This window comes from Gemmatimonadaceae bacterium (assembly GCA_019752115.1).
In the GTDB taxonomy this organism is placed as follows: domain Bacteria; phylum Gemmatimonadota; class Gemmatimonadetes; order Gemmatimonadales; family Gemmatimonadaceae; genus Gemmatimonas.
In genome coordinates, this window is the sequence record JAIEMN010000032.1 from 54,912 (window position 1) to 78,120 (window position 23,209).

The 23,209-nt window shown below is 67.7% G+C and carries 19 protein-coding genes; 4 read left to right on the forward strand and 15 right to left on the reverse strand.

What is annotated here, in order from left to right; genetic code table 11:
- Positions 1–81: 81 nt before the first annotated feature.
- The 3 genes from K2R93_15780 to K2R93_15790 form a co-directional block, all read right to left on the reverse strand.
- Positions 82–3,099: a PAS domain-containing protein gene (locus K2R93_15780; GenBank protein MBY0491303.1), complete on the reverse strand. Its 3,018-nt coding sequence runs from the start codon at positions 3,097–3,099 to the stop codon at positions 82–84.
- Complete coding sequence (locus K2R93_15785) at positions 3,096–5,363, reverse strand: PAS domain-containing protein (protein ID MBY0491304.1); 2,268 nt, start codon at positions 5,361–5,363, stop codon at positions 3,096–3,098. The genes K2R93_15780 and K2R93_15785 overlap by 4 nt, the downstream gene beginning before the upstream one ends.
- Before the next feature lie 168 nt (positions 5,364–5,531).
- Positions 5,532–7,067 (reverse strand): amidase, encoded by a 1,536-nt coding sequence (locus K2R93_15790; GenBank protein MBY0491305.1) that lies wholly within the window; start codon positions 7,065–7,067, stop codon positions 5,532–5,534.
- A 99-nt stretch (positions 7,068–7,166) separates the two neighbouring features.
- On the opposite strand from K2R93_15790, the gene K2R93_15795 reads away from it, so the two are divergent.
- Positions 7,167–8,105, forward strand: a complete 939-nt coding sequence (locus tag K2R93_15795) for a hypothetical protein (GenBank protein MBY0491306.1) — start codon at positions 7,167–7,169, stop codon at positions 8,103–8,105.
- A gap of 28 nt (positions 8,106–8,133) precedes the next feature.
- Here the strand turns inward: K2R93_15795 and K2R93_15800 are convergent, their stop codons facing one another.
- The 6 genes from K2R93_15800 to K2R93_15825 form a co-directional block, all read right to left on the reverse strand.
- Positions 8,134–9,108, reverse strand: coding sequence for a hypothetical protein (locus K2R93_15800; protein MBY0491307.1), 975 nt, complete (start codon positions 9,106–9,108; stop codon positions 8,134–8,136).
- 211 nt (positions 9,109–9,319) lie between these two features.
- Positions 9,320–11,308, reverse strand: coding sequence for a HAMP domain-containing protein (locus K2R93_15805; protein ID MBY0491308.1), 1,989 nt, complete (start codon positions 11,306–11,308; stop codon positions 9,320–9,322).
- Positions 11,309–11,523: 215 nt separating this feature from the next.
- The gene (locus tag K2R93_15810; GenBank protein ID MBY0491309.1) at positions 11,524–13,560 is read right to left on the reverse strand and encodes a M1 family metallopeptidase; all 2,037 of its coding nucleotides are present in this window, start codon (positions 13,558–13,560) and stop codon (positions 11,524–11,526) included.
- A gap of 40 nt (positions 13,561–13,600) precedes the next feature.
- Complete coding sequence (locus K2R93_15815) at positions 13,601–13,999, reverse strand: response regulator (protein ID MBY0491310.1); 399 nt, start codon at positions 13,997–13,999, stop codon at positions 13,601–13,603.
- Between the two features lie 67 nt (positions 14,000–14,066).
- Positions 14,067–14,786 (reverse strand): bacillithiol system redox-active protein YtxJ, encoded by a 720-nt coding sequence (ytxJ, locus tag K2R93_15820; protein MBY0491311.1) that lies wholly within the window; start codon positions 14,784–14,786, stop codon positions 14,067–14,069.
- 121 nt (positions 14,787–14,907) lie between these two features.
- Positions 14,908–15,741 carry a DUF5602 domain-containing protein gene (locus K2R93_15825; GenBank protein ID MBY0491312.1) on the reverse strand — a complete coding sequence of 278 codons (834 nt, stop codon included), beginning with the start codon at positions 15,739–15,741 and terminating at the stop codon, positions 14,908–14,910.
- A gap of 195 nt (positions 15,742–15,936) precedes the next feature.
- On the opposite strand from K2R93_15825, the gene ggt reads away from it, so the two are divergent.
- Positions 15,937–17,598 carry a gamma-glutamyltransferase gene (gene ggt / locus K2R93_15830; GenBank protein ID MBY0491313.1) on the forward strand — a complete coding sequence of 554 codons (1,662 nt, stop codon included), beginning with the start codon at positions 15,937–15,939 and terminating at the stop codon, positions 17,596–17,598.
- 63 nt (positions 17,599–17,661) lie between these two features.
- Here the strand turns inward: ggt and K2R93_15835 are convergent, their stop codons facing one another.
- From K2R93_15835 to K2R93_15850, 4 genes are read right to left on the reverse strand one after another with little or no spacing between them, the layout of a single operon-like run.
- Positions 17,662–18,108: a hypothetical protein gene (locus K2R93_15835; protein MBY0491314.1), complete on the reverse strand. Its 447-nt coding sequence runs from the start codon at positions 18,106–18,108 to the stop codon at positions 17,662–17,664.
- A gap of 17 nt (positions 18,109–18,125) precedes the next feature.
- Positions 18,126–18,875, reverse strand: coding sequence for a hypothetical protein (locus K2R93_15840; GenBank protein MBY0491315.1), 750 nt, complete (start codon positions 18,873–18,875; stop codon positions 18,126–18,128).
- On the reverse strand, positions 18,872–19,369 hold the full coding sequence (locus tag K2R93_15845) for a cupin domain-containing protein (GenBank protein MBY0491316.1): 498 nt from the start codon (positions 19,367–19,369) through the stop codon (positions 18,872–18,874). Before K2R93_15845 ends, K2R93_15840 begins: the two co-directional genes overlap by 4 nt.
- A gap of 45 nt (positions 19,370–19,414) precedes the next feature.
- Positions 19,415–20,023 carry a TetR/AcrR family transcriptional regulator gene (locus K2R93_15850; protein ID MBY0491317.1) on the reverse strand — a complete coding sequence of 203 codons (609 nt, stop codon included), beginning with the start codon at positions 20,021–20,023 and terminating at the stop codon, positions 19,415–19,417.
- A gap of 115 nt (positions 20,024–20,138) precedes the next feature.
- Between K2R93_15850 and K2R93_15855 the strand changes: the two genes are divergently transcribed.
- Positions 20,139–20,525, forward strand: coding sequence for a hypothetical protein (locus K2R93_15855; GenBank protein ID MBY0491318.1), 387 nt, complete (start codon positions 20,139–20,141; stop codon positions 20,523–20,525).
- Positions 20,526–20,594: 69 nt separating this feature from the next.
- A complete protein-coding gene (locus K2R93_15860; protein MBY0491319.1) occupies positions 20,595–21,275 on the forward strand; it encodes a hemolysin III family protein in 681 nt (226 codons plus the stop codon).
- Between the two features lie 223 nt (positions 21,276–21,498).
- Here K2R93_15860 and K2R93_15865 read toward each other — a convergent pair whose 3' ends face one another.
- Positions 21,499–22,887: an MFS transporter gene (locus K2R93_15865; protein MBY0491320.1), complete on the reverse strand. Its 1,389-nt coding sequence runs from the start codon at positions 22,885–22,887 to the stop codon at positions 21,499–21,501.
- Between the two features lie 85 nt (positions 22,888–22,972).
- Entirely contained in the window at positions 22,973–23,188 is a 216-nt protein-coding gene (gene infA, locus K2R93_15870) for a translation initiation factor IF-1 (GenBank protein MBY0491321.1), read from the reverse strand.
- Between the last annotated feature and the right edge of the window lie 21 nt (positions 23,189–23,209).

The following is a 23,209-nucleotide window of genomic DNA, read 5'->3' on the forward strand; positions in this document are numbered from 1 at the left end:
CCACAACCCAGCACCAAAAACCCGAGACCCTAAACCGATCAGTTTAGGGTCTCGGGTTTTTAGTGCTGGGTTGTGGGTGCCTTACTCCCCTGGCACGTCCGGCAGTCCCGCCACCCCCATCGCGTGCACCTGCTCCGCCCACTGGGTGAGCCGTTCGAGGCGCAGCACGGTGCCGGTGATATCGAAGTGCTGCACCAGCGCGCCGCGCGGGCCGGCATTCGAGAGCGGCGTGGCCGACAGCCGGAAGAAGCGCTTCTGCGTGGGGGAGTGGCAGGGGTACTCCACCTCGAAGCGCTCGCGGCGGCCGGCGAGCAGATCCCGCAGCCCACGCCCGACCGTTTGCGCCATCGGATCGTTCGGCGCGGCCATGCACGTCGCGACGTAGTTGAGCCCCACGCCGGAAATGAGCGGCGGCGGCGCCTCGTTCGCCGAGGCAAAGCGCGACCATTCGGCGTTCGTCTGCACGATGGTGCCGTCGGGTCCGAGCACCGCGAGTGACGACGGGATCGAGTCGAGGATGTTCTGCAGGCGCTCCTCGCCCTGCTTCACTTCCGTCACATCGATCACGCTCACGATGACGCCATGCACCCCCACGTCGCCGGTGAGATACGGGAGCACCTTCACATGGAGATGGGTGCCATCGCTGGCGACCAGATCGTGGGACTCCGCGCCCTGCCCCTGCATGACCCGGCGGCACATCCCCACCAGATCCACGCCGGGCACCTTGGCGGCGATATGCTCGAGCGGGCGGCCGATGTCCTGCGGCATGACGTTGAGCAGGCGCAGCGCCGCATCGGTGAACTTGCGGATGCGCAGCCCTTCGTCCACGAACAGGGTGCCGACCCCGGTGGTACGCAGGAGGTTCTCGATGTCGTTGTTGAGCGAAATGAGCTCGGCGATCTTTTCCTGATACTCGGCGTTGACCGTCTGCAGCTCTTCGTTCACCGACTGGAGCTCTTCGTTGGTGCTCTGCAGCTCCTCGTTCGACGCCAGCAGCTCCTCGTTGGTGGCCTGCAGCTCCTCGTTCGAGGTTTCGAGCTCCTCGATCGTGGCCTGCAGGTTTTCCTTCGTGTACTGCAGTTCGTGTTCGAGCTGCGTGAGGCGGAGCGCGGTGCTTTCGTCGGCGGCGAGCGTATCGGCCGTCTTGCCGGTGAGCGGCACGGGGCCGCTCTGGAAGAAGATCACGTAGGCGCGCGTGCGATCGGGGCCCACGTCGAGCGGGCGCACGTGCAGCGTGACCGTGGGCTCGTTCGACTGGAGCTCGATGCCTTCGTAGATGATCTCGCGATGTTCCTTCGCGATGCGCCCCAGGGCGGCGCGCAGGGCCGCGCTCAGCGGGCGCGGCAAGAGCTTGAAGATCTCGAGCGTCGAACGGCCGGCCGGCACCTTGAGCAGCGTGGAGACATCACCGAACGTGTGCAGCAGCTGGAACTCGGCGTCGAGCACGACGCATCGCAGCTTGAGGAGATCGGTGAGCTCCTGGAAGACGTGCTCGAGCAGCCCATCTTCAGCGGCGCTGCGCGTGGCCTGCCCGCGCGTGGACAGCACCGCGGCCTCGGCGCCGGTCGTGACGCCATAGGTCTGCATGAGCGAGCGGCGCGGGCGCGATGGCAGTGCCTCGGCCAGCGTATGCCGCCCGGGCTGCAGCGCCTGATAGAGCTTCCACTTCGCATCGACCACGTCGAACAGCGTGGACAGGGCGCCGACCGTTTCGCTGGACCCCAGCAGCAGATAGCCACGTGCGCGGAGCGCATAGGCGAGCAACGCGATAACGCGACGCTGCAGATCCGCGCCGAGGTAGATCAGCATGTTGCGGCAGGACACCATGTCCATGCGCGTCAACGGCGGATCCTTGAGCAGATTGTGTCGGGCGAAGATCACGCGATCGCGCAGGGCGCGGCTGACGCGATAGCCATCGCCATCGGCCACAAACCAGCGCGCCAGTCGATCCGGGGAGATGTCGGCGGCGATGGAATCGCCGTAGCGACCGGCGGCGGCGAACTCCACGGCATCCTGATCCACGTCGGTAGCAAAGACGCGCACGTTGCGCGTGAGCTTGAGCTCCTCGAGCGTCTCCAGCAGCAGGATGACAATCGAGTAGGCTTCTTCACCGGTGGAGCAGGCGGGCACCCAGACGCGCAGTTCGCCATCGGGGGGCGCATCCTGCACGAGCTGCGGGAGGACGCGCTGCTGCAGAAGGCGGAAGGCCTCCTCGTCACGGAAGAAGCGGGTGACGTTGATGAGCAGATCGCGATGCAGCGCCACCAACTCGGTGCGCGAATCCTCGAGGAGGCGCACATAGTCATCCCAGCCGAGGCCGGGGTGCATGAGCACGCGGCGCTCGATGCGGCGAATGATGGTATTCGGCTTGTAGCCGGCGAAGTCCGTGCCGAGGCGATCGCGCAGCAGACCGAGGACGCGCGTGACCTGCTGCGCGGTGCCGGCGCTCTGCTCGGGGGCGGTCATGGCGCGCACGCCGCCCCGCCGCTGGAAGAACTGCAGGATCGTGGCGGGCATCTCGCCCACCGGCAGGACCTGATCGGCGAGGCCGGTCGCGACGACGCTCCGCGGCATGCCGTCGAACTGCGCCTCGGTCGGTTCCTGCACCAGCACGAGGCCACCCTCGGCCTTCAGTTCACGCGCGCCACGCGTGCCATCGCTGCCGGTGCCCGAGAGCACCACGCCCACGGCGAACTCGCCCTGGGCCTGCGCGAGGGACGCGAAAAAGCTGTCGATCGGCAGGTGCAACCCGGAGCCACTCGGCGCCTCGACGAGATGTAGTTCGCCCTCACTGATCGTGAGGTTCGTCTTGGGCGGATTGAGATACACCGTGTTGGGCATGATGCGCATGCCTTCTTCGGCGCGAACGACCTTGAGCGGTGTGTGACGCCGCAGGAGCTCGACCATGAGCGACTTGTGGTCGGGCGACAGGTGCTGCACGACGACATAGGCGATGCCGGTATTGGCATCGGTGCTGTCGAAGAAGAGCTGCAGCGCCTCGAGCCCGCCGGCGCTGGCGCCGATGGCGCAGATCCCCAACAGGGGCTCCTGCTCGTCGGTGGTGGCCGCGGTCGGCTCGAGACTCTGGGGGGTGGTCATGCGGAGTGGGCGTCGGACTGGTACGAGGGGAGTGGGGTGGGCGGGCCGTCCAGCGCGTCACGCACGCCGGCCAGCAATCCAGCCACGGACCATGGCTTCTGGATTATGGGGGCCGCGCACGGCGCCCGCACCTCTGCGTCGTCGAATTCTGCGCCGGGGTAGCCGGTCATCCAGATCAGGCGGACACCGGCGCCAAAGCGGATCACCCCGTCGAGCACCCGGGCCCCACCGCCCCGGGGCATCACGATATCGGAGAGGACCACGTCGATCGGCCCGTGGAGGGCGTGCGAGCGACTGGCGAGGACATCCCAGGCATGGTCGCCGTGGTGGGCCTCGAGTACCCGATACCCCGCCTTCTCCAACAGGCGAACTGCCAACGCGCGGATCCCGGGGTCGTCCTCGACCACGAGGACGGTCTCGCCATGGACGGCGCGGTGCGCCTTGGCCGGCGTGGGGAGCGCCTGCGCGATCCAGGCGCTGTCGGCCACGGCGAAGTGCAGGGTGACCGTGGTGCCCTGCTGGCGCGCCGACCGCACCTCCACGCGCCCCCGCATCTGCTCCATGAGCCCTTGGACCATCGGCATCCCCAGCCCGGTCCCCTGCCCCGGCGGCTTGGTGGTGAAGAAGGGTTCGAAGAGGTTGGCGAGCGTGCTGCTGTCCATCCCGACCCCGGTATCCTGCACCCGCACCACGACGTGATGGAGCGGCTGCACCAGGGCCCGGGCGGCATCCGCGGCCTGACGGGCGGCCCCCGATTCGGCGCGTACGGTAATGGTGAGGTTCCCACCGTCCGGCATCGCATCGCGGGCATTGGTGGCCAGGTTCAGCAGGATCTCCTGCACGGCGTTCGCATCGGCGCAGGCCAGCGGCAGCTCGCCCTCGATCCGCACCTGGGTGTTGATCGTCTCCGGGAGAATGCGACGCAGAATGGTGGCCGCTTCCTCGATGCCGGCGCCGATGTCGCAGGCGGTGAGGCGCAGCGGTTCCTGACGGCCGAGCGCCATGAGCTTGCGCACCATTTCGGCGCCCCGCCGCGCCGCGGCGAGCACCTCCTGCAGCGACTGCCGATCGGCGTCGCTCACCGCATCCGGATCACCGGCGAGGATCTCGGCGTGCGCGACGATGACCGTGAGCAGGTTATTGAAGTCGTGGGCAATGCCGCCGGTGACCCGGCCGATCGCTTCCATGCGCTGCGCCGTGCGCAGCTGGCGCTCCATGCTGTTCATGGCGGAGCGATCGCGCAGCATCGTCACGTGCCGCCCGGGCACGACGTTCGCGCGACTGGCGAACTCGACGTCCACCAGCTTGCCACCGGCGCCCATGTACTGCGAAAAGCCGCGCCCCTCCCCCATGGCGAGGAGGGCTTCGTGCTGCTCGTAGAGGGTATTCAGCGACTCGGGTGCGACGAACTCGCAGAGGGGACGCCCCTCGAGCGCATCGCGCGAGCGCCCAAGCGTCTGCTCGGCCGCGGCATTCACCGCCAGGACCTGCATGGCATCGTCGAACAGCAGGATGGGATCCAAGGCCATTTCGAAGACGCCACGGAAGTGGGCCGTTGCCGACGCTTCGGCGAGCAGGGCCTCGCGCAAGGCCGTGGTCTCGAGATGCTGCACGACCGCGCCCTCGGTGGCCCCCAGCGCGGACACGGTGACGTGATACCAGACGGGATTCGCCGGATTGCGGCAGTGCACGTCCTCTTCAAACGCGAGGCGCCGCCGATCGAGGACCTGGCGCACGCCATCGGCGAGCCGCTGCATGGCCGGATCACCACGAGCGGCCAGCGCGTCGCACTCGTCGGCATAATTGGCGCCGAGCCGCGACCCGACGGATCCTGCCTCGCCGGTGTTGGCCTGAATGTGCCAGCGCGCATTGGCGGCGATGATGTGGCCGGTGGCATCGAGCAACAGCACCGCCGCAGGCAGCGCGTCGATCACATCCTGCGCCGCATCCGCGAGGTGCCGCTGGGCGAGCGCTTCGTGCCGCTCGCCCGTGATGTCGAGGAGGCGCACCAGTCGGGCGGGGGCGCCCTGCCACTTGCCGTCGGTGGTCGCCACCGAGAACCAGCGTCGCCCGAGGATGGTGTCGGCGACAATCTCGGTGGGGGCCACACGGGCCATCGCCAACTGCCGCAGCACTGGCGCATCGTTGAGAATCGCGGCGTCAACGCGACTATCCGCGCGCACCACGAGGCCGTCCGCATCCAGGATCAGATGCGGATCGCATAGCGCGTCGAGCGGTAGGGTCTCGAGAGCGACCGCGAACATCACGGCTCCAGCAACGTGCAGAGCGCGCGCGACCGTCTTCGGTCGTGTCACCGCCGATCAGGCTGGCGGACTCCGGTGGGTTCCGCTCAGAGTATCGTTCGTCCCACCGGCTAGCTACAGTAAAAACCTGACAGGCGAAATCGGATAACCTGATGGGGTTGTGCGGTATCAGGGCAGGGCCGACGTCAGTCGCGGCGCGCGCCAGATGTGGATGAGCTGTTCGTAATCATACGCGAGCCTGATCAGACGCGGTTCATCAAACGCGCGACCGAAAAACGTCATGCCGGCCGGAAGTCGATGGTCGCGCGTGAAGCCCATCGGCACGGTGATCGCTGGGAAGCCGGTCGACGGAGAGAACAGCTGGCTGTTGTCGCCGTGCGGCGTGTTGAGATCACCAATCAGGCGCGGCGGATTGCTCCACGTGGGATACACGAGGGCATCGAGCTTGAGGGAATCCATAAGCTGCGTCACGGCGACGCGCAGGGCGCTGCGCACCTTCTCACGGGAGACGCACCCCGGCGCCGTTTCGGGGGGCTCGGTGGCGGTGGCGGCGTCGCGCAGCCGTTGCTCGACGGTGGGGTGATACTTCCGGCTGCGCAGCACCTCGTCGATGGTGTGCACCGGCGCGTTCGGCGCACGGGCCGCGAGATACCGCTCGAGATCGGCCTTGAAGCGATTGCACCCGCCTTGCTGGCGGCGCTGAATGACATCGAGTGAATCGACCGTGGCGGGATCGACGATGATCGCCCCGGCGCGACGCAGATCATCCACGGCCTTCTCGAAGACCGCTTTGACTTCCGGATCGAGCGTGGGGCGATCGTAGGCCTGGTGCAGCACGCCGATGCGCGCGCCCTTGAGCCCGCCGCGGACGAGCGCCTCGGTGTAGCGCGCGGCGCGCTTCGCATCGGCTGGCGCGGTGACGGTATCCTCCGGATCACTGTGCGCGATGACGTCGAACACGGTGACGGCGTCGGCCACGCTGCGCGCCATCGGGCCGGCAATATCGGCGACCGCATTGAGGGGCACGACGCCCGCGCGGGAGGTGAGCCCCATGGTGGAGCGGATACCCACGAGCAGCTGATGGGCCGACGGACCACGGATGGAGTTGCCGGTGTCGCTGCCCAGCCGCACGGCGCCGAAGCCGGCCGCGACGGCCGCCGCGGTGCCGCCACTGGAGCCGGCGGTGACGCGATCGAGCGCGTACGGATTGCGGGTGTACCCGGGCAGGATCGAACTCACCGTTTCGTACGGCGTGAAGGCCCACTCGGCGAGGTTGCTCTTGGCGAGCACGATGGCGCCGGCCTGCTTGACGAGGCGGACCATCGTGGCGTCCTGCCGCGGCTGCCACCCTTCGAGGGCGAGCGAGCCGGCGGTGGTCTGCAGCCCCACGGTCTCGAAGTTGTCCTTCACGATCATCGGCACGCAGTGGAGCGGGCCGACTGGTCCGCCCTTCGCGTAGCGCGCGTCAAGCGAGTCGGCCACGGCCCGCGCGGCCGGGTTGGTCAGAATGATCGCATTGATCGCCGGCCCCTTCTTGTCGAGCGAGTCGATGCGCGCCAGGTACGCGTCGACCAGCTGGCGGCAGGTCAGCGTACGGGCCTTGAAGGCGGCGTGGATGGTGGCGATCGACGCCGTGTCGATGGGGAAGCGGCGCGCCGGACGCGCGGCGGGCCGTTGGGCATCGAGGGACGAGGCGGCCACCATCGTGGCGGCCAGCAGGGCGGAGGCGAGGGGTCGGCGCATGCGGTAGAATATGGCGTCGGTCGAGTGACCGCGATGCAATGACCTTTTTGGAGCGATGCCATGCGTGCGAAGACCCTGACACTGACCGTGCTCCTGGCGAGCGGCCTGCCTCACCTGAGCGCCGCGCAGACGGTGACCCCAAAATTCGCCTGGCCCGCGGGGGCGACTGCCACGGTCGTGAACGAGGTGCGCACGACCGTCTCCGGTGCAGCCGCCGGGATGAGCATGAATGACTCGTCGGTCACGCGCACCACCTCCACGTTGGCCGTCCGCGCGCATCCGGAGGGGCTTGAGATCACCCAGAGCCGTGGCGTCGTGGAGAAGCTCGTGGCCAGCCGCCAGCCGCAGGAGACGGACCCGACGGCGATCGCCGCCATGGGGGGACAGTACATCGTGTCCCGCGACGGCCAGTTCGTCCGCCTCAGCAATGTGGCGGAGATGAAGCGCCTGATGGACTCCTTGATGGCGCCCACCATGGACCGGATCCGGCAGATGGCCCCGGGCATGGTGGCGACGCTGGAGCAGATGTCGTCGCCGGCGGCAATCGAACGACTGACCGCCAACGCCCATCGCGACAATTACCTGAGCATGTACGGACGCTCGTGGACGCCGGGCGATTCGGTGATCACCGCCACGTCGATGCCCTCGCCGCTCAATCCGGCGTCGTCGATCTCGATTCCGCGGGTGGTACGGTTTGACGGCGTGGTGCCCTGCGCCGATCCGACCCGCCGCGTCTGCTGGCAGTTCAGCACGCGCACGACGATCTCCCGCGAAACGCTGCGCCCCTCACTGCTCGAGATGCTCAAGCAGATGGGGATGAGCGAATCGATGGTGGATCAGATGCCGATCCCCGAAACGAACTCCGTCGCGCTCTCCCAGGTGGATGCCGCGACGATGCTGCCGCTCCGTCTGGAGTTGCGGACCACCGGTGGCGGCACCGGTGGCCCCGTCTCCGTGTTGACGGCGAGCTCCAACATCACGACGTACACCTGGAAGTAGCGGCAGGCGGCTGGTGGGCGTCGGCGCGTTACGCGGCCTGCGCTGCGCGCCCGATGCGCGCCTCCAGATAATCGACAAACGTCGCGAACGGGTCGAATCCGATGACGTTCACCGCATCGGCCACGAAGTTCGACAGCGCGTTGATGTCGTAGAAGTAGTGCTGCCCGTCGCGGTCGTCCACGAGGTACTCGATGCCGCCCACATCGATCTTCGCCGCCCGGGAGACGGCCTCCACCTGCGCGATAATGTGCGCCGGCGGATCGGCGCGCTCGACCCGCATGCCGCTCTTGGGCGCGTCCACCGCACAGGCGCCGCGCACCAGCTCGGCGCCGCTGGTCGTCTGACAGGCATCGGCCGGGCAGAGGTCGAAGGAGCCCACCGCCGGATAGACGTTGATGGCGTAGAGATACTTGCCGTTCAGCGTTTCCACCCGCGTGATGTGGCCATTGCGGAGCGGCGCGGCTTCCTGCACCAGCGCGGTGTGGTCGACGCCGAGATCCACCGTGCCGGCATCGACCGCGGCGGCCAGGGCCTCGCGGGAGTCGTACTTCACAATGCCGGCACCGCTGCCGCCGACATTGGCTTTCACGAGGACCGGGAACCGAAAACCCGCACTCGCGGCGAGCGCCTGCGAGGGATGGTTGATGGCGCGCGCGCGCGGATACGGCAGGCCGAGGGAGCGCAGCAGGTCCAGCTGATTCGCCTTCGACAGTTCCAGTGCGTAGGCGTCGGCGCCATTCACCACGGGGGTGCCGAGCCGCGCGAGATGGCGCAGCCAGTGGAGCGTGTAGAAGGTCGTCTGCCCGTGGCCCCGGAGGTACGCCGACGGGCTCGCGCGATTCACGACGAGCGACCAGGGCGCCTGAGTCTCCGAGGGATCGAACTGATGCGCGACGGCATCGAGCCGCTCGTAGGGAATCCCGCGACGGTCGAGCTCCGCGAAAAGCGGGCGGAACCAGTCGGGGTGTTCGTGATAGATCGCGATCGGACGGATGGTGGACATGAGCACTCCTCCTCCAGTGACGCCGGCCCACAAACGAAAAGCCCGGGCAGCAGCGCCGCCCGGGCATTCGCGTTTTAGCTCGTTGTTTTACGTGGCGGCAATAGGCGGCAAAGGACCACGAGTCGGTTGTCCCTTGAGCCTATTGAACGCCCCTGATTTAGTCAACTACTGAGAGTCTCAATAATCGATTATCGGAAAATCTACGTCCTGTTCAGGCGGCCTGCCGCCGACGGGCATTCAGCGACAGCCGGTCGGCCGGGCGGTTCTCCCAGTCGCGCGTCTTGAAGCCCTTCACCGCTTCGGCGAGCTGGGTCGCCTGGGCGGTCAGCTCTTCCGACGACGCCGCGGCTTCTTCGGCATTGGCCGCCACCTGCTGCGTGATTTCGCTCATGAGCGCGACGCCGTTGCCGATCTCACGCATGCCGGTGGCCTGATGGCTCGCGGCGGTCACGATCTCGTCGATCGTGATCGCCATCCGCTCGACATACTGACGCGCCGCGGTGAGCTGTTCCCGCACCGCCTCCTCGCGCTTCACGCCGCCGTCCACGTTCTGGATCTCTTCCTCGATCAGCGCCGCCGTCTGCTTGGCGGCTTCCGCCGAGCGAATGGCGAGCGCGCGCACTTCCTCGGCTACCACCGCGAAGCCACGGCCGGCATCACCGGCACGCGCCGCTTCGACGGCCGCATTGAGCGCAAGCAGGTTGGTCTGGAAGGCGATCTCGTCGATCGTCTTCACGATGCGCTGCGTGGCATCGGCCGACTGCTTGATGCGATGCATGTCGGCATTGAGCGCGACCATGGCCTCGCTCCCCTTCTGCACACTCGCCTTCGCGAGCTCCGCACTCGCCTTCACCTCGCTCGCCTGCTCCACCGAGCGCGCGGCAACGCTGGAGAGTTCGGTGAGCGACGCGCTGATCTCCTCGGCGCTCGACGCCTGCTCCGACGCGCCGTTGGCCAGCTGCTGCGAGCCCGACGAGAGCTGCACCGCAGCGTCATCGACCTGGAACGCCGCCTGGCGCACCTGCCCGACCGTCACGCGCAGCTGGTTGACTGCGGTGTTGAGGGCGGTCTGCATGCGAGCGAACTCGCCGCTGAATTCGCCGTCCATCTTCACTTCGAGATTGCGATCGGCCACCTGCTCGAGCGCCCGGCGCGCCTCGAGGAGCGGCGTGTTGACGGCCGAGAGGACGCCTTCCACACCCCGGAGCACGTCGACGTATCGCCCCTGCACCGGCCCCACATCCGCGTGGCCATCGAGGACGCCATCGCGCACCTGGCCTGCCAGCCGCTCGATCTCCTGCACGGTATGCCCCACGGCCGTCTGGGCCTTGAAGCAGGCCTCGATGGACAGATCGCACTGGTCGGCCATCTGATTGACGGCCACGCTGACGGCACCGAGTTCGTCGGTGGACGTATCGTCGGAGCGCGTGAGCGTATGGCGTTCGAGCGCCACGGCCTCGCCGCGCGCGAGGGCGCTGAGCGCCTCGCTCACCCGCTGGACACCATGCTCCTGCAGTTCGCGGATCTGCGCCGCGATGGCGGCCATGCGATCGCCGAGCGACTGCGCGATGACCCAGGCGAAGCCGAGACCGGCCGCGAAGAAGAGGGCGAAGCAGCCCCAGATGATGTACGTCGCGCGGGAGAACTGCTTGGTCGTGGACGCCTGCGTGGTGCGCGCGTCGGCCTGGATCTGATCGCCGAAGCGCTCCATCAGGTCCTCGACCGCCGTGAACTGCGCCGAGAACCGCTCGAAGCGCGTTTGCGCCTCGACCGGATTGGCGAGCACGACGTCCTGAACTGCCTTCGCATCGGCCGCGTACGTCTCGACCTCCTTGCGAAGCGCGGGCATGCCGTTCTTGATCGCCGGGTCCGTCACCATCTGGTCGGCCTTGTTGAGCGACTCGATGAAGCGCGCCGAGTGCTCGCCGAGCGACGCGACGGCCGAGGCGACGCCCGCGCTGTCGTGCCGCTGCGCCGCGAACAGCGACGCGACCACGTCCGCCCGCATGGCGTCGTGCATCATGTCGCTATCCATCTGGTAGCGCTGCGCCTCGTTGACCGAGACGAGTTCGGCGGTGGTACCACGTGCGAGATGCAACGCGGCCTGACCCGCGGTGGCGACCGCGAGAATGCCGACTGCGCCAACCAGTGCAACAGCACGCAACCGCGCGCGCAGGGTGGTGAAGGCAAAGACGGACACGGGACTATTACAGAAGAAAACGGCATTGAGGTGGCCAGCGTCGTCGCCAGCCGTATGCCCGCACGGTTTTCCCGTTAGCGGCACTTCATTGAGATATCGGATTGGGATGAATCCGACTTTAGCGTGAGGTTCGGACCGGCCACGTAACGAACAACCCGGGCGTTTCGGCCCGGGCTGTTCTGTCACACGGCTGGCACACGGCGCTCATCCGCCGGCTATTTGCTCCAGCTGTTGTCCTGCGTGTTCTTGTCCGGGAAGCGGCGATCGGGATCGAGTGTGATCTTCTCGATCGCGCGCCCGCCAAAGACCAGATCCAGCGTGTGCTGGCGGCTCCCGTCGAACCATACGTCCACCGGCACGGTCACGCGGGCGGTGGTCGCGTCCTTCATCACGGCGTTCTTCATGGGGCGAATCGCCGGCCCCTGTTCGGCGAACTTCACCTCGAGCACGATGGGCGCTGGCATGTCGCCATCCTGCGCGACGGTCACGGACGTGCGGATGCCCTGCACCTTCACACTGGCGATGCGCCCGTCCACACTGCCCGTCGTGAACAACCACGCGTTCCAGAACCACCCGAGGTCGCGCCCCAGCGCCTTGTTCATGAAGAACATGTAGTCCCAGGGCGAGGGATGCTTGAACATCCACGCGGTGGCCCACTCCCGGTGCGCGCGCTGTACGGCCGTGTCGCCCACGATGCCGCCGAGCATGGAGAGCATGAGCGGCGTCTTAGAGTAGGTGGTGAAGCCGTAGAAGCCGGGACCCGCGTAATTCGCGTTCCACATCATCGGCGGTTCGGCTTCATTGCCGCTGGTGCGGCCGTAGCTCTGGCCAAGCCCGTCGAAGACCGGCGGCTTCTTCGCGGCGTCGGCGTCGGAGAGAATGTTCATATACTGATTGAAGCCCTCATCCATCCAGCCGTACCACGTTTCGTTGTTGCTCACGACCATGGGCCACCACTGATGCCCGGTTTCGTGGTCGGCCGCGCCCTGGTTGGAGTTGATGACCATCGGATACTCCATACCGGCGCTCGGCCCGTCCTGCAGCGTGAGCTGCGGGAACTGATACGGGAACCAGAGCCCCGAGTAGTACTCGAGGGCGTGGCGGGCGATCTCGCCGGCGCGCGCATACAGATTGGCACGGCCCGGCAGGAAGAGCATATGAATGGGCACCACGCCCTTGCCGGGGATCGTGGCGCGGGTGGCCTGCCAGACATACTTCTTGGCCGTGGCCCACGCGAAGTCGTTCACCGTGTCGGCGTGAAAGCGCCAGGTGAGGCGCCCGGTGCTGCTGGTCGCGGTGGCCTGCCCCGGCCCCACCTCATCCGGGCCGACAATGGTCGTGATGGCGTCGCTCTGGGTTACCTTGGCGAGTTGCTCGCGCGCCTTGGCGGTGAGCACCTCCTGCGGGTTCTGCAGGATGCCGGTGCCGCTCACGATCCAGCCGGCGGGCACATCGATGTTCACATCGAACGTGCCGAAGTTGTTGTAGAACTCCGACGGGCCGAGGTAGAGTTCGCTGTCCCAGCCGCGGAGATCGTCGTAGACCGCGACACGCGGGAACCATTGCGTGGGCTGGAAGAGCGAATCGGCCCACCGCTGCGTCATGCGGTGCCCCGTGCCGGGGCCCCCCGCAAGCTTGTGCGTCCAGTCGATCTCGAGCCGGGCCGTGGCGCCCGCCGCAATCGGGCTCGCGAGACGGACGCGCGCGTTGGTGGACCGACCGGCGAGCAGTGTGTTGCCACCGGCGGCGTTGGCGGCATTCTGCTGCGCCGTCTGAATGGCACGGGCGCCGTCGGGACCGGCGGTCGTGACGGGCGCGTTCGACGCGATGTTCACCGGCTGCCCATCGATGGTCATGCGCGAAATGAGCATGCCGTCGGTCACTTCGGCGATCGTCCACGTCGCGGCGTGCGGCGCGTTGCCCAGAAAGATGTTCGGGTCGAGCCGCAACCCGACCTCGCGCAACGACTCCGGGCTGGTGTTGCGGATCGTGATCCGCGCCTTGCCGGTGAGCTTCTGCGTCGCCGGATCGAGCGACACGTCGATGGCGTAGTCGGTGCGCAGCTGCCAGTACTTGGCGCCCGGGCGACCGGTTGAGTCGCGGGTCCCGGCGGCCATCGCCTTGCGAATCGCGTTGGTGAGCGGGATGTCGCGGCGCACGGCGCGGGGTGGGATGGTGCCCTGCGCGGCGAGCGACGTCGCGGCCACGGCGGCGGCGACGGAGGTGCAAAGAAGAATGCGGAGCATCGGCATCAGGAAAGGGTCGGATAAGCGACCCTTGATGCTAGCCTGATCAGCTCCGCGAGGCGAACTGGGACAGGAGCCCGTGGATTTCCGACGGGAGCACCGGCTTGACCAGATGGTGGTCGAAGCCGGCGGCTTCGGAGCGCTTCCGGTCTTCGGGGTGCCCCCAGCCGGTCAGCGCGATCAGGAGGAGCGGCGCCTCACCCTGCTGGGCGCGCATCTGGCGGGCGGTCTCGTAGCCGTCCATGACGGGGAGCCCGATATCCATGACCACGGCATCGGGACGACGTTCGAGAAAGCGCTCCAAGGCGCTGCGCCCGTCGTAGGCCACCAGCACCTGCACCCCGACGCGCTCGAGGAGGAGGGCGAGGGAATCGGTCGCGTCGACATTGTCATCGACGATCAGGACGGTCGAGATCGCAGGCGGATACCCCACGGCACTGGTCATTGGGAGAGTGTACCGGGGCCATGGCGCGCCGGCAATGCAGCCGTTGGGCGGCAGCGCCCAGCCTGCCTTACGGCGTCAGCGACGCCCCCTGCGCCTGCTGCACCGCCCGTTCCAGCGCCGCGGCAGTAATGCGCCGGTGCGAGGCATGCCAGAGCACGCGGCCGCCACGTACCACCAGCGCCTGCGGCGACTCATGACGGACCTGCGTCACCTGTTCCAAGGCATTGGACAACGGGCGCTCGGTCTGCACCACGACCACGCGGGTGGCCACGTCGGGATTGGCGGCCACGAAGGCATCGTACTGCTGCTTCACGTGGATGGAGATCGAGCACGTCGCGCTGTGCTTGAAGACCACCAGGGGCTCGGCGGCCTGAACCAGTTGCTCGGCCTCGCTCACGGCGGCCGACGGTGCCGGACGGGGCGCGGCCACACGGGCCGCGGTGGGGAGTTCACCGGTCGCGCGCAGCGCGAGCTGCGCCTGCAGCCGCGTGGCCAGGGTGCCGAACGACTGCGCCCCCGAGAAGCGCTCCACCAGGGTGCCACGATCAAAGAGCAGCAGCGTGGGGAGGGCGCGCACGTCGAACCGGGTGACCGTTTCGAGGTTGGCATCGGCGTCGAGCTTGGCGATGCGCGCCTGTCCGTCGAACTGCTCGGCGAGGCGCTGCATCACCGGGTCGAGGGCCTTGCAGGGCGCGCACCACGCGGCCCACACGTCGATCAGCACGGGTTCGGACGCGCGCAGGACGTCGGCGTCGAAGGAGGCGTCGGTGAGTTCCAGAACGGGCATGCTGAAAGCTAACGGGGGCGCGAACCCCCTCCGCCGCACGCCGAACGGTGCCGGGACGCACAGCGCCGCCGCACCGGGACCGAGGCCCCCGCACAGCGGCGCACCAGCGTGTGCGTCCGAGCTATTGTGCCCAGCTGAGCGTCGCGAGCGCGATGCGATACTCCTTCGCCTGCGCATCGTACACAATGCGATAGCGCGCGGGATACCATCCGGCCTTGCCGAAATTGCCGGGCGCCGCCGCATTGGGCACCGGTGGCACGACCTGCTCAAAGGATCCAATCACGGCCGTCTTGAGCGACAGCAGGTACTCGCGGGTGATCATCGGTTCCAGGAACGTCCACCGGCCGTTCCACGACCCGTAAATGAACGTCTTGTCGAACTTGGGGAGGAGCGCCCACGCTGGATTGTTGAAGCGGGCGAGTTCGGGCGCGCAGCCGCAGAGCCAGTGCGTGCCCATCATGGGGACTGGCGGGCCGGAAAAGTACCCGGCGGGGGCGTTCTGCGGCGGAATGAATGCCGCCGCCGGCGGGGGCCCAACCCACGGCGCGATGCTCATCACCTCGGCTTCCGGCACCGTGTAGAAGTGGAAGTCGAAATGCGGCTCGTCGTACACGTGTGGCGGCTCGTGTCCCTGCGGATTCCAATCGAGCATCATGAACGTGTAGGGCGCCGGCGCTTTGCCCGGGAAGGGCAGATGCAACATCTGCATGTCCGTGCCCAGTCCATCCAGGACGGTCTCATCGAACGCGATGCCGATTTCCAACGGCGTTTTCCCATCCTTCGTATCGGTTACGACGTACGCACGCGCCTTGCCCTTCCCCAGCGACAGCGGCGTGCCGTATTGGCGATTCACGCCTGGCGTGTCGTAACCCGCTCGGGCGAAGGCGGCATCGCCGGTCGGCGCGATTGCGCTGGAGTCGGTGCAACTCGCGAGCAGCACCGCGCTGCCGGACATGGCCCCGAGGGCCGCACGTACTCTGGAGCGACGAGACAACATGGCATCCTCATAGTCGACGTGATCGCCAACGCCGATCGGGGTTGGCGCACGGCGACCATAGCCTCGCGAACACCCACGTGCGAGCAAGCACAGCGGTAGCTACAATATTCGGCGACAAGATGTCGGCCTCTTCATCCTTCTGACCCCAGACTCATGCGGCGGTTTGCTTCGATCCTGAGTGCGTGCGTGCTGAGTGCGGCGCCGCTCCTCGCCCAACGCCCGCTGACGATGGCCGGCCGCTCACCGGTGTACGCGCCGCGCGGCATCGTAGCCACCAGCCAGCCGCTCGCGTCGGCGGCGGGGCTCGAGGTGCTGCAGCACGGCGGTAACGCCATCGATGCGGCCGTGACCGCGGCGGCCGTGCTGAGTGTGACCGAACCGATGATGACCGGGATCGGCGGCGATCTGTTCGCGCTGATCTGGATCGCCAAGGAACAGAAGCTCGTGGCGCTCAACGCGAGCGGGCGCGCGGGTGCGCTCATGACGCGCGATGAACTGCTCAAGCGCGGACGGACGCGCAGCATCCCGCGTGGCGTCGAAACGATCACCGTGCCGGGCGCGCTCGCCGGATGGCAGACGCTGCTCACGACGTACGGCTCGAAGAAGCTCGCCGACGTACTGCAGCCGGCCATTCGCTACGCGCAGGATGGCTTTCCGCTCACGCCGGTGATCGCCGAGGATTGGGTCGGCCAGGAGACGTTCCTCAAGCGCGACAGCGGCGCGGTGGCGACGTTCCTGCCGGGCGGGCGCTCACCGAAGGCCGGTGAGTGGTTCCGCAATCCGGACTACGCCAGCACGCTCCGCACGATCGCGCGCGATGGCATCGGCACCTTCTATGGCGGCCCGCTCGGGCAGAAGCTCGTGGCGCGCGTGCAGCAGCTCGGCGGTTTTCTCACGCTCGACGATCTGAAGAAGAACCAGCCGACGTGGGTGACGCCGATGTCGGTGCCATTCAAGGGCTATCGCCTGTGGGAATTGCCGCCCAACAATCAGGGCGTCGCCGCGCTCGAGATGCTCCGCATCCTCGAGCCGTATGATCTCAAGGCGATGGGGCACAACTCGGCGGCGTACCTGCATCATCTCATCGAAGCGAAGAAGCTCGCCTACGCGGACCTCACGCGGTTCGTGGGCGACGCCGATCATCTGGACATGCCGGCCGACCGCATGCTGAGCGAGGCGTTCATCGCCGAACGCCGCAGCCATCTGGATGCGACGAAGGCCATGACGCGGGTCGATCCCGGCCCGCTGCGCACGTCCAGCGAAACGATCTATCTCACCGTGGCCGACAGCGCCGGCAACATGGTGAGCTTCATCAATTCGCTGTACGACGAATTCGGCTCGGGGATCGTGGTGCCCGGGACCGGCTTTGCGTTGCACGATCGCGGCGCAGGGTTCACCCTGGAGCCGAACCTGCCGAATACCGTGGCGCCGGGGAAGCGCCCGTTTCACACGCTCATCCCGGCGTTCCTCACCCGCACCGAAGGTGGCAAGGAACGGCCGTTCATGAGCTTCGGCGTAATGGGTGGCGCCATGCAGGCCCAGGGGCACGTGCAGGTGGTGCTGAACATGCTGGTGTTCGGCATGGACGTGCAGCAGGCGATCGATGCCGCGCGCTTCCGCCATCTCAACGGCATGAACGTGGCGCTCGAGGCGCCCATCACGGACGGCGTGCGCAATGCGCTGCGCGCGATGGGCCATGTCATCACCGACGAGCGCCAGACGCAGTTCGGCGGGGCCCAGGCGATCGTGCGGCTGCCTCGCGGGTGGGTCGGCGGGAGCGATCCGCGCAAGGACGGGATGGCCGTGGGCTACTGAAGCCCGAGCTCGAATACCGGTGGCAGAGGCTTGATCTCGCACGGAGGCACGGCGACGCGCTCCTTACATCACGATACGCACGTCGATCCCGCCGATCGGGAGCGTGCAGTACCACGCCTTCTCAACCGTTACTGACTCGACGGGATAGAGTCGCCCGCCCTGCGCGAGTACGTCAGCGACGGTGATCTCCACTTCAACCCGGGCTTCGGGGTGCGCCCCGGTGATGCCCTTCATCGCGCGGAGCTCCATCGTCTCCTGCCAGTTGGGCGTGGGCGTCTGCGCGAAGGCGAGCCCCTTGCCGAGTGATTCGGCCTGCACGAGATGACCGGCCCCATACACATCGACCACCGATTCCACCGGATGCGGATTGGCGTGCAACCGGAAGGAGTCGGATGTCCCCGCTGGCGCGAGCGACATGAAGACCGCCTCGCGATAGAGCCGGGTCTCGGGGGTGAGGCCGTTCTCGGCGAGGACGCGGAGGACCGCGTCGGGCGTGTGCGCAGCAGACATGCGTCGAGGCTGAAGGACTAGGGGCGCGAGCTGACGGCCACCGGCACATGCGTGAAGCGCTGCGCGATCGGCTGGCTGAGCCCCATGACAAACAGGGTCGCCACCAGCATAGCGGGATAGACGCGATCGCGCACGCCCGCCCGGCGATCAGACCAGATCAGACACCCCAGCCAGACGGCTCCGGCCGCCAAGGCAAAGTACGATCCCGCGATCGGGTCTACCTGAAACAGGCGCATGCACCACCGTCCAAGCCCCGGCGCCAAACCGATCAGCGAGGTGGCGGCCATCGCGCGTGCGTGGATCGCGGGGCGACGGACGTTCGCCACGGCCGTTGCGAATAGGCTGAGGAACAGGAGCAGCAGGCCGCTGTCCATGATCAGGAGGAACCACCCAATCTGACCCCCGCGCGGATCGGCCACGGCGCGCGCACCGGTGACCTGCAGCATGGGGAGGGCTGTGACGGTCATGGCCATCGCGAAGAGCACCCCCCAGAGCGCGAGTTGGCGGTGCGATTCGCGCCGGCGGCGCCGGATCAACTCGGCCTGGACGATGAGCACCACCAGCCAGCCGAGTGAGGCAACGCCGTGCACCGCGTGCGCGACGTCCAGTGTTCCAAGCCGGCTGGTGATGGTGCGCTGGAAGCCGAGGAGCGTGGTCAACAGCACGACCGAGAGCCAGATCGTGGCGCGGTCATGGAGCGTACGCGCCCTGCGCCGGGTCGTGGAGTGTTCGGTGATGAGCGCGGGCGCCACGGCGGGAGCGGTCACGGACGATCCTCGGGACCCATGGGTGGGCCCATGGTGGTCAGGCCAAACTCAGCGTCGAGGCTCAGCAACTGCTCCATCGAGGGCAGCCCACCCGGCGGCGTGACAGCGTCCATCGCTTCGAAGAAGCGGTCGAGTCCGGAGGGCGTCACGGCAATGAGCAGGCGTGCGTCGCGGTCGGTGAAGTTCTGATAGCGATGCGGCAAGCCGCGGCGCAGGTAGACCGAACCGCCGGCGGTGACGACGTGCCTAATACCATCAACCTCGAAGACCAACTCGCCGTCGAGCACATAGAACCATTCGTCTTCGCGACTGTGCACGTGCAGCGGTGGGCCGCTCATGGGCGGTGCATTGAGGTGAAAGACGGCGAGTTGGCTCGCACTGTCGGCACTGTTCACCAGGACGTGGGTGAGTTCGCCGACGATGTTGAGCGGGGCTCTGGTGCGCGTGGCGCCATGGGGGACGATGATGGGGGTGCTGCTGAGATGGTGAGACATGAGGAACCCCTCAGGGGTCAGGGGGAGGGTTACAGGGAGTAGGCGTCAGGACTGCTTGGGGCGTTTGCTCGGCTTCGCCTTCGCGTCGGCCTTGGCGGCCGTGAGCACGGCGGTCATGGCGTGCACGGCGGCTTCGGCGGCGGCGGGGGCGCTGAGCTGGCCGCGATCGCGGAGCATCTGCCAGAAGGGGGCGCTGTAGATGGCGACGCACTGCGCGATGAGCTGATCCTGCTGACCCGGCGTACGGTGCACGAGCAGTGGGGCGAGGGCCTCGCGAAAGGCGGCGCGCCCTTCGGCGGATCCGTGCTGCGAATAGTTCGCGCGGGGCGCGGCGGCGAGCATGGCGCGCGTGAGCGCATTGTTGCGCTCGAACTGCGCGAAGAGCCCGCGCAGCTCCGGGATGATGGTCTCGAGCGTGCGGGGCCAGGTGGTGCCAGTGCGGTCGCGCAGCTGCTGCCATACGCCGCGCACGAGATCGCTCTGCGTGGGAAAGTGGCGATAGACGGTGCGCGCCGACACGCCGGCCCGTTCGGCCACGATTTCGTGGGAGAAGGGCGCCTCCGGCTCATCACGCAGCCGCTCGAAGGCGGCGGCGAGAATGCGCTCGACGGTATCGGCGCGGAGGCGGCTTTGGGGGGTGTCGGCGGCGCTCATGTCAGCAAACTGACATGGTGTCAGTTTACTGTCAATACGCTACCCACCGCACCACCGCGAACGCCGTGGCCCAACCATTGCCCATGTCGGGTTCGACCCTCACGCGGACCCGACCATGACACTGACCACCGACCAGCTCGCGCACCTCGAACGGCGTCTCCGCGAGGAGCGCGAGTTGCTGCTCACGCCGCTGCGCGAGTTTGCCAAGACCGACGCCGCCCGGGATGCCGACGAACCGGCCGGCGACGCCTCCACGATGCCGCAGCACATGGCGGATATCGGGACGGACACGCAGCAGGAGGAATTGGACGCGACCCTCGCCACGCGGCGCTCGGCCGAAATCGGACAGATCGATGACGCGCTCGACCGCCTTGCACGCGCGCCAGAGGCCTTTGGCATCGACGAGCAGACGGGAGCACCGATTCCCTTCGAGCGTCTCGATGTCATCCCCTGGACGCGCGCCAATGTCCCGCCGGCTGCACCGCCGGAATCGATGCGTTGACGCGCGGCAGCGCACCGGCGATGCTTCGAGTGGGGATCCGCGAGTCGCGTGCCCGCTCTCATTACCAGGATGCGCATGTCGCCGGCCCATCTGCCGTCATCGTCGCCCACCGCCAAGCCCGTCTGGCGCGGCCGGCTGCACCAGTGGGCCGCGATCTATGCCCTCGGCGCCGGCACGGCGCTCATCGCGCTGGCCCCGAACGCCACGGCGCGATTGGCCGGCGCGATCTACGCGCTGAGCCTGGCGCTGCTCTTCACGGTGAGCGCCACCTATCATCGCCTCGAGTGGCGCCCGGCGGTGCGGGCGTGGTGGCGACGGGCGGACCACGCCTCGATCTTCGTGCTGATCGGCGGGACCTACACGCCCATCGCGCTGCTCGGTGTTGGCGGCACGACCGGGACGCACCTGCTGGTCGCGGTGTGGATCGGCGTGGCGATCGGCGCGTCGCTCACCCTGTTCGTCCCCGGCGCGCCCAAGTGGCTGCGGGCGTTGGTGGCGCTCGCGGTGGGGTGGATTGCGGTGCCCTATCTGGGCGATGTGTATCGCGCGCTCTCGGCCACGCAGCTGACCCTCATCGTACTGGGCGGCCTCGCGTACTCGGTGGGAGCCATTGTGTACGCCACGCGGCGCCCGAATCCGAATCCGCAGGTGTTCGGGTACCACGAGGTCTTTCACGCGCTGACGCTCGTGGGCGCGGGGCTGCACTTCGTGGCGGTGGCGTTTGTGCTGCGGGTGAGCGGGACGGCCTGAGCGGACGGTGCGCGTTGATCCGGCGTTAGTTGAGTCGGACAGTGCGTTGTACCTGCCTTGCGGAGAGGCGGAGGAGCGGGGCAACGGAGAGGGGCGGCGCCGATGGGGCGCTTGCCCCGTTTCTGTTTGGGGTTCCTCCGTTGCCCCGCTCCCCCGCCCCTCCGCAAGGCAGTCACGCCGATCTCAGCGAACCGCACGGGGCCGTCTGGGCCCGCCCCGTGCCTCAGCGCTTGACCTGCAGCCGTGTGCTGAGCCCCATCATCGCCACCATCACGCCCGCGGCGGCGCCGTAGGCGACCTGCAGCCCGTGCAGCCCACCGCCGGTGCGATCGGCGAGGAAGCTCAACACGGCGACCACCATCAGGTTGCCGATCGCAATGCCGATGTTGACCAGGGCCTGGGCGGCGCTGCGTTCCTTGGCGCTTACCTCGTCGAGTACGACTGTGCGAAGCGTACCGCCCACCACGATGCCGACGCCGGCGCCGATGAACAGCGTGGCGAGCATGAAGATCCAGAACACGTCGGCACCGGCGGCGACCAGGGCGGAGCCGACCAGCAGCGTGCCGAAGCCGCAGAGCATCACGTTGCGCGCGCCGAGCCGGTTCTGAATGCGCCCGAACACGGCACTCGCGGCCGCTGAGCACAACACCAGCGGCAGGAGGAGCAGCCCGGCCTTGCGCGACGGCGTGTTGAACGCGGCCACGGCCACGCTCGAAATGAAGATCACGCTCCCCATGCCGAAGCCGGCGCCCACACAGAGCACCCATGTGGTGCGCAGCTGTCGCGACACGAAGAGCGTCATCGGCACGATGGGCTGGGCGGCGCGGCGTTCGATCAGCATGAGCACCGGCACGCCCACGGCGGCCATGGTGAGCAGGTACGGCCATGCGTGGATATTGAGCGTGATATCCACGGCGCGATTGATGCCCAGCGTGAGGCCGGCGAGGAGCAACGCGAGCACCGTGATCCCCGCGTAGTCGAAGGGCGGATGCTCGATGACCTGCGTGCGCCGCGGCAGCGCGCGCCAGCTCATGGCAAACACAATCGCCGCGACCGGCAGGTTGATCAGGAAGATCCACTGCCAGCTGGCCCAGACGAGCAGGGCCGACGCGACGACCGGGCCCACCAGAAAGGCCATGCCGAAGGTGGCGCCGATGAGCCCGAGCACGCGGCCCCGCTGATCGGGTGGGAAGGTGTCACCGACCACCGAGCTGGCGGTGGGGGTGATGCCACCGGCGCTCAGCCCCTGAATGGCCCGCCCGAGCAGCAGCATGCCGAAGGTGGTGGAGCGCGCGATGAGCAGCGACCCCAGCGCAAAGCCGGCGATGTCCATCAGGTAGATGCTACGACGGCCGAACCGGTCACTCAGGTTCGCCATCAGCGCGGTGCTCGTGAGCGAGCAGAGGCTGAAGACAATGGTCACCAGCCCGATCTGGCGATTGTCCACGCCAAAAGCGGCGCGGAGCGCCGGGATGGCCGGCGCGATGACGGCGGCGTCGAGGGCGGCCATGAACACGCCCACAAACAGCACCGTGAGAATGCGCTTGCGGGCGGCCGCTTCGGCGTCGGTCAGCGGGGGCGCCGCCGGCTGGAGTACGTCGGGTGCGGTCATGCGCCAAACGTAGCCGACCCCGCCGGAGCAATGCAAAAGGGGCCCCGTCCGAAGACGGGGCCCCCAAGTGCTCCAACGTGATCGATTACTTGTGGCGGAAGGTGATCCGGCCGCGGCTCAAATCATACGGTGAGACTTCCACCGTGACCCGGTCGCCGGCCAGGATGCGAATGCGGAATTTCCGCATCTTTCCCGCCATGGTGGCAAGCACGTTGTGGCCGTTCTCGAGGGTGACGCGGAACATCGCACTGGGCAGCACGTCGTTCACTACCCCCTCGAATTCGATCATGTCGTCCTTCATCGGGACTCCGGATCGAAGGAC